General features: G+C 43.4%; 10 protein-coding genes and 1 CRISPR repeat array. Of the genes, 6 read left to right on the forward strand and 4 right to left on the reverse strand.

Translation table 11 applies throughout. The features are described from left to right. Window positions 1-44: 44 nt before the first annotated feature. Together cas1d and cas2 are read left to right on the forward strand one after the other, a co-directional pair. Window positions 45-1,046, forward strand: coding sequence for a type I-D CRISPR-associated endonuclease Cas1d (cas1d, locus tag PN447_RS01685; protein WP_271760286.1), 1,002 nt, complete (start codon window positions 45-47; stop codon window positions 1,044-1,046). A gap of 10 nt (window positions 1,047-1,056) precedes the next feature. Continuing rightward, window positions 1,057-1,329 (forward strand): CRISPR-associated endonuclease Cas2, encoded by a 273-nt coding sequence (gene cas2 / locus PN447_RS01690; protein ID WP_271760288.1) that lies wholly within the window; start codon window positions 1,057-1,059, stop codon window positions 1,327-1,329. 257 nt (window positions 1,330-1,586) lie between these two features. Next, a CRISPR array of direct repeats spans window positions 1,587-2,658; the repeat unit is 37 nt; unit sequence GTTACAATTACCTATAATCCCTATCAGGGATTGAAAC. Between the two features lie 561 nt (window positions 2,659-3,219). Here cas2 and PN447_RS01695 read toward each other — a convergent pair. Beyond that, window positions 3,220-5,271: a chromosome segregation ATPase gene (locus PN447_RS01695; protein ID WP_271760289.1), complete on the reverse strand. Its 2,052-nt coding sequence runs from the start codon at window positions 5,269-5,271 to the stop codon at window positions 3,220-3,222. A gap of 154 nt (window positions 5,272-5,425) precedes the next feature. After that, entirely contained in the window at window positions 5,426-6,331 is a 906-nt protein-coding gene (hslO, locus tag PN447_RS01700; protein WP_271760290.1) for an Hsp33 family molecular chaperone HslO, read from the reverse strand. Window positions 6,332-6,489: 158 nt separating this feature from the next. Here hslO and PN447_RS01705 point away from each other — a divergent pair, with 158 nt between their 5' ends. Continuing rightward, window positions 6,490-6,867 carry a hypothetical protein gene (locus PN447_RS01705; RefSeq protein ID WP_271760292.1) on the forward strand — a complete coding sequence of 126 codons (378 nt, stop codon included), beginning with the start codon at window positions 6,490-6,492 and terminating at the stop codon, window positions 6,865-6,867. Between the two features lie 105 nt (window positions 6,868-6,972). On the opposite strand, the gene PN447_RS01710 is transcribed toward PN447_RS01705, so the two are convergent. Further along, a complete protein-coding gene (locus PN447_RS01710) occupies window positions 6,973-7,398 on the reverse strand; it encodes a universal stress protein (RefSeq protein WP_271760294.1) in 426 nt (141 codons plus the stop codon). Window positions 7,399-7,573: 175 nt separating this feature from the next. Next, entirely contained in the window at window positions 7,574-8,875 is a 1,302-nt protein-coding gene (gene hisD, locus PN447_RS01715; RefSeq protein WP_271760379.1) for a histidinol dehydrogenase, read from the reverse strand. A 943-nt stretch (window positions 8,876-9,818) separates the two neighbouring features. Here hisD and rpsT point away from each other — a divergent pair. From rpsT to rpoB, 3 genes are all read left to right on the forward strand, one after another. After that, window positions 9,819-10,118 carry a 30S ribosomal protein S20 gene (gene rpsT / locus PN447_RS01720; protein WP_271760297.1) on the forward strand — a complete coding sequence of 100 codons (300 nt, stop codon included), beginning with the start codon at window positions 9,819-9,821 and terminating at the stop codon, window positions 10,116-10,118. Between the two features lie 126 nt (window positions 10,119-10,244). Further along, a complete protein-coding gene (locus PN447_RS01725; protein ID WP_271760299.1) occupies window positions 10,245-11,102 on the forward strand; it encodes a TatD family hydrolase in 858 nt (285 codons plus the stop codon). Between the two features lie 437 nt (window positions 11,103-11,539). Continuing rightward, window positions 11,540-14,836 carry a DNA-directed RNA polymerase subunit beta gene (gene rpoB / locus PN447_RS01730; protein WP_271760301.1) on the forward strand — a complete coding sequence of 1,099 codons (3,297 nt, stop codon included), beginning with the start codon at window positions 11,540-11,542 and terminating at the stop codon, window positions 14,834-14,836. Window positions 14,837-14,933 lie beyond the last annotated feature (97 nt).

Raw genomic sequence — 14,933 nt, forward strand, 5'->3', positions numbered from 1 at the left:
ATACTTAATAATCAAAACCTAACTACTCAATTTTAGATAAAATCATGGGAACCATTTACGTAACACAGGAAGAAGCATATATTTCTAAAGTCGATGAGAGTTTGAATATCAAAGCAGCAAAAAAGACTATCTTAGACGTACCTCTGATTAAAGTTGACGGCTTGGTTATTATGGGTAAAGCTAATATTTCGCCCGCTGCTATTTATGAATTAATGAACAGGAAAATCCCTCTCACCTATCTGACTATGAATGGTAAATACATCGCTATTTTAGAACCAGATATGGGAAAAAATATCCTGATCAGAAATGCACAATGGAAAGCAGCAGGAGAATCACCAAAAGCCATCCATATCACTCAAGGTTTTGTCAGAGGGAAACTAAAAAATTACCGCCAATCTTTATTACTAGCACAACGGCGTTATGACCTAGGTTTAAACTCTAACATTAACCAATTATCTCAGGCGATCGCATCCTTAGAAAAAGCCACATCAATTAATTCCATCAGAGGTTATGAAGGTGCAGGAAGTGCAGCATATTTCGGCTGTTTTAATCAATTGATTCGCGTGGATAACTTTAGTTTTTCCACCCGCAACCGTCGCCCTCCCACAGACCCGGTTAACTCACTCCTGAGTTTAGGTTATTCCTTACTCCGCCACGATATTCAAGCAGCTTTAAATATTGTCGGCTTTGACCCTTATTTAGGATACCTGCACACGGAGCGATACGGTAGACCTTCTCTAGCACTTGATTTAATGGAAGAATTTCGACCTTTAATAGTAGATGCTGTGGTTTTAACGGCAATTAATCGCCGAATGCTCACACCAAAAGACTTTATTACTGAACCTCTAAGTCATGCAGTTTCCTTGACAAAGGAAGGTTTACACGTTTTTCTGCGACTATACCAAGAAAAGAAATTAACTAAATTTAAACATCCCGTTTTTGAGAAACAATATACCTATCAAGAATCCTTTGAAATCCAAGGCCGTCTCCTCGGTAAATATCTGATGGGAGAAATTGATAAATATCCACCATTAGTTATGAAATAAATTAAACTTTATGTTTGTAGTTATTTCCTACGACATACCAGAAGATAAACGCCGCCAGAAAATTCACAAAATTCTTAAATCCTATGGACAGTGGATGCAGTATTCTGTATTTGAGTGCGATTTAACCCAAACTCAGTATGCTAAACTGCGATCGCGTTTATCTAAACTGATAAAACCAGACCAAGACAGCATCCGGTTTTATTTTCTTTGCGCTTGCTGTCAGGGAAAAGTCGAGCGCATTGGCGGTGAAGTCCCCAGGGACAATACAGTCTTTTTTGCTTGAGTTTTGCGTCAACCAGTAGGTGTTTTAACAAGAGGGGGAAATTTTCAGCCTGAAATCCTTACCTCATCGGCTTTTGAACCCTCTCACCTCTAAATTAAGGTTGACGCAAACCCTCGAAATCTTTGCTATCACTTGTTTTGATCTAAATTTCTCAAGTCTTACTCTTGACAACCCAACTCCCGAAAAGCTATATTTACTTTAGGTTGACGGAACAGAACCTTGAAAACTACATATATTAATGTTTCTATCTCCGGGCAGTTACAATTACCTATAATCCCTATCAGGGATTGAAACATATCTATCCTAACGTAACTTGTTATAAATTGCAAGCAATGTTACAATTACCTATAATCCCTATCAGGGATTGAAACGGATAACATTAATAGATATTGGGACGGGCATCGGGCTGTTACAATTACCTATAATCCCTATCAGGGATTGAAACTGGGTGATATTAGTTATTTTATATCTTCCTTCGTTACAATTACCTATAATCCCTATCAGGGATTGAAACAGTATCGTGATTTTATACGATGAGACACGAACGTCTTACAATTACCTATAATCCCTATCAGGGATTGAAACGTCATTGAGGATTGTCCCGATCGACACCCCATTTGCGGTTACAATTACCTATAATCCCTATCAGGGATTGAAACAAATATCTGCATTGAATAACAAGTATGCAGAATGCGATCCCCGTTACAATTACCTATAATCCCTATCAGGGATTGAAACTAACGTCATGCCTGGGATGGAAAACGATTTCATTGGGTTACAATTACCTATAATCCCTATCAGGGATTGAAACCTAACTAGCTCAGACAACACACCATCTGGGCAATGCTGTTACAATTACCTATAATCCCTATCAGGGATTGAAACAGGCTGTAGTAGTCGCAAGAATCTGATGTATTCAAGTTACAATTACCTATAATCCCTATCAGGGATTGAAACGAGTTAGGCATTGCCCTGTATGTCAGTCGCGACGTTCCCTTAGTTACAATTACCTATAATCCCTATCAGGGATTGAAACCTATAAGATACGCCATTTGCCTAATCATCGCACGTAGGTTACAATTACCTATAATCCCTATCAGGGATTGAAACTCAAGTAATCCATGGGAATTGTTTTGATGTCTTACCGTTACAATTACCTATAATCCCTATCAGGGATTGAAACATGGAACAAGAGAAAAAACTAGACCCATATTCTCACGTTACAATTACCTATAATCCCTATCAGGGATTGAAACGGGGTTCTGCCTGTGTCTTTTGTGTCTCCTTTCCTCGTTACAATTACCTATAATCCCTATCAGGGATTGAAACTTGTCCCCTCCCATCACAAGGCTATTCATTACCCACATTTTTCTTAAGAATCTTGAAACATTTATGTGGCAACGGTTTCAACGCTTGAAAATTTCCCTACTCTTGACAAAATGTACCTTATTCTTATTGATAAAAACCTTATTTTATTGATAATCATCAACGGAGGATTAAGGTTTGGGGGTTGGCGAGCGATCGCTCTCACGAATGTTAAGAAAGATCCGGGTAATGGATAGCATCACAAGGGGAGGGCTGGGGCTCACAGGGGTAGGTTTTTAATATTAACTGTGAAGGCAGGACCACCGAAGACAAGGAGGGAAAGTAGACAAGGAAGATTTTCTACAAAAAATGGTCTGTTGAACGTCAGTTTTTGTTACCAATTGTACATTATTTGTACCGGTTTCCTCCCTTGTCCACTGTCCTTCCTTGTCTTCCAAGTCTTGCCCTGACGACAATGTAAAATACCTACCCTTGTGAGGAGGGCTGGGGTGGGTTTATGTTACAATCACCTACAATCGGTGACTATAAGGTTGCAAAAAACCTGAGAAAATTAGACACTCCAGATTAAAAACTACTTTCAACAATCGGAACTATAGGCTCAAATGGTGGAGGTTCAGGATTAAGTAGCTGCTGCCAATTCTTAATTTGCTGTTGCGCTGTATTATAAGCAGAACTACCTCGGGGAATTAACCTCGCAGTCTCAATCGCTCTAGCAAGATTAGAATTACTCTGAGAATTAGCAATGGTTAATAACTGCTGACTCCATTGGTTAACGGCAAAATTCACATCCATCCGTAACGTGCTACTTCTGGGAACACGATTCGCTATGGCGATCGCTTGAGATAAAGCTTCTGGCGTACCGCCACCTGCTACCTGTTGCGCCCTAGCCCAGTTTTCTCTGGCACGGATTTGTCCTTGCCAATTACGTATATTGTTCCTAGCTTCCCCAGAAAGCGATCGCCCCGATGATGCAATCGGTTGTATTGTATTAATAGCAGCAGTAAAATTACCACCTTGGGCTAACATTCTGGCTCTATCTAAATATGGCTGATCTTGTGTGCGCTCAATGGTCTCTGTCCACTGCCTAATTCTGCTCTGTGCCTCAGAATACAAGGCCCGACCCTCACGGATTTGTCTAGCTTGAGATATTGCGGCTTGCAAAGCATTAATATCATTTGAAGGCCATGCCAATTGTTGAGCGCGTTCCAAAATTGGTCTATCTTCAATAGTCTCCACTTGGTTACGCCAACGGTTAATCTCTGTCCTCGCTTCCGAAGACCGGGGGCTATTAGCAGAAACTAACTGAGCTTCAGCAATCGCGGCTGTCAAGTCTTCGATTGTTCCTGGACTAGCAAGTGTCCGGGCTCTTTCCAAACGTGCCACATCTTCAATTTCCACTTGCCAACTAGCAATTAACGCCTGTGCTTCACCATAAATTGCTCTGGAAGCATCAACTTGTTGCGCCTCAAAGATTGCTGTTTCTAAACCAGACACAGTACCAATCCATGCATTCCTTTTGGCCTGAGTTAAAGTAATAAAGTCTTTGACTTCTACCTGCAATTGGGCATTATCTGGGATTTGTCTGGCAATATCTATAGCCGTCCCCGCATCCCTCCTATCCAGGCTTGCTTGTGCCAAATCCAGCATTTTTCGCCCAATTTCAGGAATCAACTCTTGTGCTTGTTGATAAAGGTAGCTTTCCGGACTGAGGGACTCAGAAAGTTCAATCGCTTTTAATAAGTTATCTGAAACTCTGGTATTTGCTAAACGTTCCGCATTTGCTAACTTATCACCATCTTCCCTTGTGGATGTAATTAATTTATCTAATTGATTATACTTAACCCCAGACCAGTACTCATTATCTACACCCATTAATTGAGCGGCTAGCATAGATGCTGATTGCCAACGCTGTTGTTTTAGTTCCTCTTCAGTCTGCTTATATATGTCTTCCGCCTGAGACCAAATTAACTCCCATTTACTGACTTGTTCATCTACTAATTTATAAGCTGCCAAATGTTTAGGTATCTGACGGACAGTAGCTATGGCATCCTCTAAATTACCTGACTGAAAACTCTCGTCTGCAAGGCGTAAAATGTCTTTCGACCATTCGGCAACAAAACGGTTAACTTCTCCGGCCAATGGGTGATCCTCTGATATCTTACTCACCAAAGCGATCGCTCGCAGTAAATCATCCACATTTTGCCCAGCAGCTAACTTCTGAGCGCAGTATAACCTCACTGAAGCGCTGACAAAAGGTCGAGAAATTGCAGTACAAGTGGGACTACTTGGTAGTTTCAGCAACACTGTCATTGCTACGAACCCGATACTACCAGGTATCAATGTTAATATTAATCCCCACAAAAACCAGTTTTTCATCCAGCCGGGGGATTTCCCAGACTTTTGACCGGGTACACTAGTTGCGGCTGACTGCTGATGTAAAGGTAATTCGTAACTGTCTTGTTGTTGTCGATTCACTGACTTAGAGGTTGAACCATTAGCCTGCACACCAAATGCTTGAGTTTCAGCGAATTGTGGCGCTGGGGATAACCTTATCATATCATCTGGCTCTCCTGTTTTAGATGGAGGCCAATTTTCTAGAATATCCCGCTGTATCATCTCTCACACCAAAGTAGTTGAATAGTTAACTGTTCTATGCTGATAATTCCGATGCCGTCATAGTAACTCGTTGATAATTCCAAAGGTACCTGATTCAATATTCTCCGACCACAGATACCATGAAAATTATCATTTTTTTGTATTATTATAGACTTTAACCAGAAACCGAAGATTCTGTTTCCAAATCAACAATTAATTTAGCTAGCTGATTGCTACTTGCTTGATAAACCTCGCCGCAAAACTCACAAGTTGCTTCTGCACCATTATCTTTAATTATCATATCTTGCAATTCCTCCGCTCCCAGCATTTTTAATGCTCCTAGTACGCGGTCAAAAGAACAACCACAGTGGAAGCGCAACATTTGACGTTCCGGAAATATTGACAGACCCATGTCTCCGAGTAAGTCATCAAAAATTTCTGGTAAAGTCTTACCAGCTTGTAATAATGGGGTAAATCCAGATAAACTAGATACACGAGACTCCAATGTTTCTACTAAAGCCTCATCTCTAGCAGCTTTCGGTAAAACTTGCACTAGCAATCCCCCAGCAGCAGTTACACCACTTGCTCCTACAAACACCCCTAAAACTAAGGCTGAAGGTGTTTGTTCAGAATTAACTAAGTAATGCGCTACATCATCCCCTATTTCCCCCGATACCAGCTCAACGGTACTAGAGTAAGGGTAGCCATAACCGATATCTCGCACTACATACAGATAGCCCCCACCAACTGCACCACCCACATCCAACTTACCTTTTTCATTAGGAGGCAATTCTACAGATGGGTTAGCCACATAGCCCCGTACTGTTCCATCTAAACCAGCATCTACCAGGATACCGCCCAGAGGACCGTCGCTCTTGATCCGGACATTCACCCTGGAACCAGGTCGCTTCATACTAGAAGCCATCAATAAGCCACCCGCCATAGTCCGTCCCAATGCTGCTGTTGCTACATAGGAAAGCCCATGACGTTGCCGTGCTTCTTCTGTTAAACGACTAGTAATAACACCTACAGCACGAATACCACCATCGGCAGCTGTGGCACGAATTAATTGATCAGCCATGAAAAACCTTACGTTTCTTAATAAGCCTACATTCTCTATTTTAAGTAGAAAACGACTCTCTGATTACGCCCTGTCCCATGCACAATATGATTGTATTTGCAATACTAGAACTACAATGCACCGAAATTCGGACTTAAACCTTAAATAATTATTAAGAAATGCTGGGTAATTTTCAAAAAACTCAACTCAGGATAGAAATCACAGCCTCCGCCAGTGCAATTCGTAATAGTTTGCAACAGCCCGAAAAACTAGCCCAATGGCTGGTAGGACAAACTTTTACCCCAGGAATGCCAGAACAACTGCACACTGGCTTTCAGTTTACAACCTGGACTGGCCCAATTGCAATTCATCATCAAGTAGATGTCGCGAAACCTAATTGTTTGCGGTTGCTACTTAGTGGAGGTATTGATGGCTTTCATGAATGGTACTGGGGAGAAGGTTGGGTTCAGTCCCGCTTGGAAGGGGTTTCGATTCTTCCTTTAAATCTAGGTCATACCCTAAGTTTGTTAAGTTTGCGGCAGTTTTTAGTCAATTAATTAATGCCAAAGAGGCCTTTAATCACCTTTACACAAAAGCCCGTGATTAATCGCCTCCAGGAAAAACTGATCCTTAAATTTTACCCCATGTTCCTTAACTGGTTGTCAGGTTGGTTTCACCACGAACACCGAACAATTAGCCTCCTCCACTACTTGAGTGCTCACAGAACCCAAAACAATTCGCTTCATCCCAGTTAACCCGCGACTACCAATGATAATTAGATCCGCCTTGTAAATGTTAGCAAGACGAATAATTTCTTCGGCAGGATCTCCCGTTACCAATTCTAATTCACTCTTAAGTGCTAATTTTTCCTTATAATCTAACAGTAGTTTTTCAATATGGAAATCAGGCAGGTTGGAAGATTCTCGATGAGCGCTATCTGTGGATAGTTGCATTTTTGATTCCGGCGTGGGAAATACATGACACAGAATGACCTTGGTATCACCGGAAAACACCAAGTCATTTAAAGTTTCAATGACTCGTTCTGCAATTTCCGATCCGTCAAGAGCTACCAAAACATTTTTTAGCACCACTGATCTCCTCAAAGGTATAACCCTTTAGTATAATTCTAATTCCCCGATACAAGTTATTGTCAGTTGTAGCCTTGCTCTATTCTGGCTACTGAGTGACAATCTTTTATTGTGCCTCCACTGAGTAAGTTTTTACAATAGGTTATCCAAAAAATCAACATTGATAATTAGATAATTACTCCTGCTGCTGAATTCTCCGTCGGACTGAATCTCTATGAGATGGTAGTCCTTCGATTGTTGCTAAAGCGTCAATTGCCCCAGCTACCTTTTCCAGTGCTGTCTGTGAGTATTGAATAATACTGGAATGTTTAAGAAAGGTTTCTACTCCTAAAGGTGAAGCATAACGAGCAGCACCGGAAGTCGGCAAGATATGGTTAGGCCCCGCCAAATAGTCTCCTAGGGCTTCTGGTGTTGAGTTCCCTAAGAATATTGCCCCGGCGTGGCGAATATCCGCAAGTAATCCCCATGGGTCTTGAACTTGTAATTCTAGGTGTTCTGGGGCAAATTCATTAGAAAATGCTGCTGCTGCCGATAAGGATTCTACAACTACAATTAAACCATAGTGGGCGATCGCCTTCTCTGTGTCTATCCGTCGTGGATGATCTACTAACTGTCTTTCCACCGCCACTTGTACGTTTTTGGCTAAAGCTGTATCTGTGGTCAACAAAATCGCCGCCGCCATCGGGTCATGTTCTGCTTGGGCTAACAAGTCCACCGCCACATTTACAGGATTTGCTGTTTCATCGGCAATAATTAAAACTTCACTCGGACCGGCTAGGGAATCAATACCGACAGTACCGTAAACCAGTTTTTTCGCTAAGGTGACATATATATTCCCCGGACCGGTAATTACGTTCACTTTCGGAATCGTATCTGTACCATAGGCTAAAGCCGCGATCGCTTGTGCTCCTCCCACACGATAAATTTCTCCTATCCCCGCTTCTTGTGCGGCCACCAAAACAGCCGGATTAATTGCTTTTCTGTTACCCTGTGGTGTTACCATTACCACACGCGGTACACCAGCAACTTTAGCTGGAATAGCATTCATAAGCACAGTACTCGGATAAGCTGCGCGACCACCTGGAACATATAAACCAGCACGATCTACAGGGGTATAGCGTTTCCCCAGCACGACATCATCATCACCGAACTGTACCCAACTTTTCGGCACACGCTGCCGGTGAAATGCTTCAATCTGGCGGCTAGCCAACTGAATCGCCTGGAGTAACTCCCGGGATACTTGTTGGTAGGCTGCATCCATTTCCGAGCCAGTAACAAGCAACTCCTCTGGTTTCAGGGTTTGGTTATCGAATTCAGCTGTATAATGCAAAACAGCTTTGTCGCCTTGGCGCTTCACTGCTTGCAGTACTTCGCGCACAGTTGCTTCTTTGTGAAGCACGTGTTCATCGTGAGTACGGTTGCAGATACGTTGCAGTTCTGATACAACATCTGCCTGCTGAGTAATGATTCGCAGCATGGAGTAAGGATAATGCCAAAATTTAGGATATTCCCGCCTGAGAATTAGTCTTAACTCTTCAACCATGAGGTTGTCGAGATCACCCTAACTCTCTTCTATAGCTTAACCTGGATTTTTTTTTGATACTTCCAAGGCTACCAACAGTAGTTTTCACTAGTTTCCCCATGGTGCTGGTTTAACCTCTGTAAGATTGTTTTATTCCCCGATTGTAGCGCCAGGGATGGGCTATGCATCACCTGGTAATTTTTATGAATGACGTTTAACTTAGTCAGTTAAGACTAAATCGCTGTATGGCTTATGCCACCCTACGCTATCAGATTAGAAAGTTTTTCAGTCCTCCGCCTTTAGGTGGGATGTTGCTGACACAGACAAGGTATTTTGCTTTTCAGCAATTATATATTTGACACTCTCAGGTCTAAAGACACTGAATTGTGCTGACAGAGTAACTTTAGGCGAAACCTACAGTCTTACTCTCGCTACGATCGTCAAACACCGTCTACCCAGTCGGCTAAAGTCGAAGCCTAGCTTACTGGCTACTTTCCACCAGAAAAGACCACGGTGGTTTTAACCACCAAGTCGCTTCCCTCTCAGGGCTAAAGCCGCTGAGTTTCCCGCTTACCGCTATATATATGAGTACCTTATTTTAACGCATTTTAGCCAATGAGTACACGCCAACGGTAAAGTTGTCAAGGATACTTTAATTGATCATGAGGCTTTGTGGAGTGACGCAGCAGACTACACTCCGGATAAATGGCTTAATAGCTTCACCCCTGTCTGTTTCATAGTCCTAATCCTACTTGCCACTCTCTACTGCCCATAGCGATAGCGTGCCGTTAGCCATAGAAAAAGTTTTTTTTGATAAATTCTGACATTGGCACTATGAGTGCTATATTAGTAAGTCTAGTAGTGTGTGTACATATTAATAGTATTTCTGGAATTGACCGTGGCGAATACAAAATCTGCTCTTAAACGCGCCCAAATCGCAGAACGCAATCGTCTGCGGAACAAAGCTTACAAATCAGCAGTAAAAACGCTGATGAAAAAATACTTTAGCGCTGTAGATGTCTATGCAGCTAATCCTAACTCAGATTTAGAGAAAGAGGTACAGGTGCGGCTGTCGGAGGCTGTTAGCAAAATTGATAAAGCAGTCAAGCGCGGTGTTCTACATCCGAACAATGGCGCTAGAAAAAAATCAAGGCTAGCTCGGAAACTGAAGCCACTCACCCCAGCATCTGCTGAGTAGTTCAAGTGTATGGCTTGCGCCACGCTACTCTATCAGTAATCAGCTACTCTGACTGATTACTGGTCAGGGAATCATAAAAACCGAACTAGCATAAGGGTAGCCTTTGGCATTGCGACATAAGGACTCATGAGCAAAAAGGACAATGCTAGCCTCCCGCCTACGGGTGGTCTAATTTTAATTGATACTCACGTCCATCTGAATTTTGATACGTTCCAGGGGGATTTAGGAGGAGTGCGATCGCGATGGCAAGAAGCAGGTGTGGTGCGTCTAGTACATTCGTGCGTCGAACCATCAGAATTTTCCGGCATCCAATCCCTAGCGCACCAGTTACCAGAACTTAGCTTCTCTGTTGGTTTACATCCTTTGGATGTTGACAAGTGGGGAAGCAATACAGCTGCGCAAATCAAATCTTTGGCTAGTTCTGAAGCGAAGGTGGTAGCCATTGGGGAGATGGGTATGGATCTCTATAAGGCAGATAACTATGCAGCGCAGCGCATAGTCTTTGAAGCACAATTGGCGATCGCCACCCAACTCAATTTACCAGTGATTATCCATTCTCGTAATGCCGCACGGGAAGTGAGGGAAATATTGCTACAGTGGCGAGAAAGCATGGGAGAAGTCCCCAGAGGTGTCATGCATTGTTGGGGTGGAACACCAGAAGAAACTCAATGGTTTCTAGACCTAGGTTTCTATATTAGCTTTAGCGGGACAGTAACATTCAAAAACGCTAAAGCCATCCAAGCTTCCGCTGCAATGGTCAGGGGAGATCGCCTACTAGTAGAAACAGACTGTCCGTTTTTGTCCCCCGTGCCTAAACGGGGTGAAAAGCGGAATGAGCCAGCCTATGTTCGTTATGTGGCGGAAAAATTAGCCGATTTGCGTGGGGAGACATTAGAAGCTATTGCTGCTCAAACTACTGAAAATGCTTGTGAGTTATTTGGATTAGCAGGGGTGACCGGGTTCCCAGAGGTGAAACATAGATAGCACTTACCATAAACGGGGATGTTGGTAAGTCCGCCCCTAGTAAAATTCCTCCCTTTCTGTGTGGGAGGCGGATCCGATTAAAGTCTAACTCCCCCAGGACAAAGTTATGCACTAGGTGAATCCATCCAAAACTTGAATAAACCATAATCAAAAAGGACGGAACTAACAACTCTTAAGCTTGATTTTGTCATGTTATCAACTTAATTATCCCCTCGTCTCTACAAGCGGATGTTTAGATTTTATGACTGGTTTAGTAGTTCTACTTCCACTAGTGACTTTGCTTACAACAGCAGCCAATGGTCAACCATCAATAAGTATCGATAAAGAAACAGGTATTCCTAAGAGTAATAGACATAATACTCCGAATTAGGGAACACGCAAAAATCAAACACTAGCAGCGTCCAATAAACTTTAACCAGGTTGACAAAGGTAATGGCATGACTACAGATAAATATATGGAATCCGCCTTTTTATTACCCGACTTGATTGAAATCCAGCGCTCAAGTTTTCGCTGGTTTTTAGAAGAAGGGTTGATAGAAGAACTAAATTCTTTTAGTCCAATCACAGACTACACAGGCAAACTAGAATTACACTTTTTAGGACATAACTATAAACTCAAAGAGCCAAAATACAGTGTTGAAGAATCAAAACGGCGTGATAGTACTTACGCTGTACAAATGTATGTACCCACACGCCTACTAAACAAAGAAACAGGAGACATTAAAGAACAAGAAGTATTTATTGGCGACTTGCCTTTAATGACAGACCGGGGAACATTTATCATCAATGGAGCCGAACGGGTAATCGTTAATCAAATAGTGCGATCGCCCGGAGTTTACTACAAATCAGAAATAGACAAAAACGGACGACGTACCTATTCAGCTAGCTTAATCCCTAATCGGGGGGCTTGGCTAAAATTTGAAACAGACCGAAATGATTTAGTTTGGGTACGCATCGACAAAACCCGCAAGCTCTCAGTCCAAGTGCTATTAAAAGCCCTAGGCTTATCCGACAACGAAATATTTGATGCCCTGCGCCACCCCGAATATTTCCAAAAAACTATTGAGAAAGAAGGTCAATTTTCCGAAGAGGAAGCTCTGATGGAGTTGTACCGGAAGTTGCGCCCCGGTGAACCACCTACGGTTCTAGGGGGACAACAGCTACTAGATTCCCGGTTCTTCGATGCTAAACGTTATGACCTTGGTCGCGTAGGTCGGTATAAACTCAATAAAAAATTAAGGCTGTCTGTTCCTGATACTACCCGCGTATTAACTCCCACAGATATTTTAGCAGCTGTAGACTATCTAATTAATCTGGAATATGACATCGGCAATATCGACGATATCGACCACCTAGGCAATCGTCGGGTTAGAAGTGTCGGTGAACTGCTACAAAACCAAGTAAGAGTGGGGTTAAACCGCCTAGAGCGGATTATTCGTGAACGGATGACAGTATCTGATGCCGAAGTTTTAACCCCAGCCTCCCTAGTCAACCCCAAGCCATTAGTAGCAGCAATCAAAGAATTCTTCGGATCCAGTCAACTAAGCCAGTTCATGGATCAAACCAATCCCTTAGCAGAACTGACCCACAAACGCCGCTTAAGCGCACTCGGTCCAGGAGGTTTAACACGTGAACGGGCTGGGTTTGCAGTACGAGACATTCACCCTTCCCACTATGGCAGAATTTGCCCCATTGAAACACCAGAAGGACCCAACGCCGGGTTAATCGGTTCCTTAGCTACCCATGCACGGGTTAACCAATATGGATTTTTAGAAACCCCCTTTAGACCTGTAGAAAATGGTCGGGTACGCTTTGATTTACCTCCAGTGTATATGACCGCAGATGAAGAGGACGACCTGCGGACTGCCACCGGCGATATACCTTTAGATGAAAATGGCTACATTAGAGGGCCAGCTGTACCTGTGCGCTATCGCCAAGACTGGGCAACTACAACCCCTGAACAAGTGGACTATGTAGCAGTTTCCCCAGTGCAAATCGTTTCAGTAGCCACAAGCATGATTCCATTCTTGGAACATGATGACGCTAACCGCGCTCTCATGGGTTCCAACATGCAACGCCAAGCTGTACCACTGTTAAAGCCAGAGCGCCCTTTGGTCGGTACTGGTTTAGAAGCTCAAGGTGCAAGGGATTCCGGAATGGTGATCGTTTCCCGCACAGACGGAGAGGTTAGCTATGTGGATGCGACAGAAATTCGGGTTAAGCCTTTCCATGACTCTCCAGAGATTAAATATCGCCTGTCTAAATACCAAAGGTCTAATCAGGATACTTGTTTAAACCAAAAGCCTCTAGTGAGGATTGGTGAGCGTGTGGTCGCGGGTCAAGTCCTTGCGGATGGTTCTTCTACTGAAGGCGGGGAGTTGGCGTTGGGTCAAAATATCATTGTGGCTTATATGCCCTGGGAGGGTTATAACTACGAGGATGCGATTTTGATTTCGGAGCGATTAGTCCAGGATGATATTTACACCTCGATTCATATTGAGAAATATGAAATTGAGGCCAGACAAACTAAACTCGGTCCGGAAGAAATTACTAGGGAAATTCCCAATGTGGGGGAAGATGCTCTACGTCAACTAGATGAACAGGGAATTATTCGGGTTGGTGCTTGGGTGGAGTCTGGAGATATCCTGGTGGGAAAAGTTACGCCAAAGGGTGAGTCTGACCAACCACCAGAAGAAAAACTTTTACGGGCTATCTTTGGGGAAAAAGCGCGAGATGTACGGGATAACTCCCTGCGGGTTCCCAATGGGGAAAAGGGACGGGTAGTTGATGTCCGTTTATTTACAAGAGAACAAGGTGATGAGTTACCACCAGGCGCTAATATGGTGGTACGAGTCTATGTAGCCCAGAAGCGTAAAATTCAGGTGGGAGATAAAATGGCGGGTCGCCATGGAAACAAGGGGATTATTTCCCGGATTTTACCTGTGGAAGATATGCCCTATTTGGCCGATGGATCTACTGTGGATATTGTGCTTAATCCTTTAGGTGTACCTAGCCGGATGAATGTAGGTCAGGTGTTTGAGTGTATGTTGGGCTGGGCTGCTCACACCCTGGGTGTGAGGTTTAAAATTACACCTTTTGATGAAATGTATGGTGAAGAGACCTCCCGGACTTTGGTACATGGAAAGTTACAGGAGGCGCGGGATGAGACTGGCAAGGACTGGGTGTATAACCCTGAGAATCCCGGTAAAATTATGGTGTTTGATGGTCGGACTGGGGAAGCTTTTGACCGACCGATTACCGTAGGGGTGGCTTATATTCTCAAGCTGGTACATTTGGTTGATGATAAAATTCACGCCCGATCCACTGGTCCATATTCTTTGGTAACTCAGCAACCTTTGGGGGGTAAGGCTCAACAAGGTGGGCAAAGATTTGGGGAAATGGAGGTTTGGGCGTTGGAGGCTTTTGGCGCAGCTTATACCTTACAGGAGTTGCTAACAGTCAAGTCTGATGATATGCAGGGACGGAACGAGGCTTTAAATGCGATCGTCAAGGGTAAGTCAATTCCTCGCCCGGGGACTCCTGAATCATTCAAGGTTTTAATGAGGGAGTTGCAGTCTTTAGGTTTAGATATCGCTGTCCATAAAGTTGAGACTCAATCTGACGGTACTTCCTTAGATGTGGAAGTAGATTTAATGGCGGATCAATCTGTCCGACGTACTCCCCCCCGTCCTACCTATGAGTCTTTGACTCGCGACTCCTTAGAGGAAGATTAAGGGAAGTGTTGGTCAACGGTTCGACTCCGACCACCGACCACCGTCACAGGTCAACAATATTTGTTTGAATCAGGGAACACCGGAACACCGGAACACC

It is taken from the genome of Anabaena sp. CS-542/02, from assembly GCF_028331085.1.
GTDB lineage: Bacteria > Cyanobacteriota > Cyanobacteriia > Cyanobacteriales > Nostocaceae > Anabaenopsis > Anabaenopsis arnoldii.

Coding starts and splice junctions, on each gene's coding strand:
- rpoB (WP_271760301.1), top strand. CDS start 11,540: ATGACTACAGATAAATATATGGAATCCGCCTTTTTATTACCCGACTTG.
- PN447_RS01725 (WP_271760299.1), top strand. CDS start 10,245: ATGAGCAAAAAGGACAATGCTAGCCTCCCGCCTACGGGTGGTCTAATT.
- PN447_RS01695 (WP_271760289.1), bottom strand. CDS start 5,271: ATGATACAGCGGGATATTCTAGAAAATTGGCCTCCATCTAAAACAGGA.
- cas1d (WP_271760286.1), top strand. CDS start 45: ATGGGAACCATTTACGTAACACAGGAAGAAGCATATATTTCTAAAGTC.
- PN447_RS01705 (WP_271760292.1), top strand. CDS start 6,490: ATGCTGGGTAATTTTCAAAAAACTCAACTCAGGATAGAAATCACAGCC.
- hslO (WP_271760290.1), bottom strand. CDS start 6,331: ATGGCTGATCAATTAATTCGTGCCACAGCTGCCGATGGTGGTATTCGT.
- cas2 (WP_271760288.1), top strand. CDS start 1,057: ATGTTTGTAGTTATTTCCTACGACATACCAGAAGATAAACGCCGCCAG.
- hisD (WP_271760379.1), bottom strand. CDS start 8,875: ATGCTGCGAATCATTACTCAGCAGGCAGATGTTGTATCAGAACTGCAA.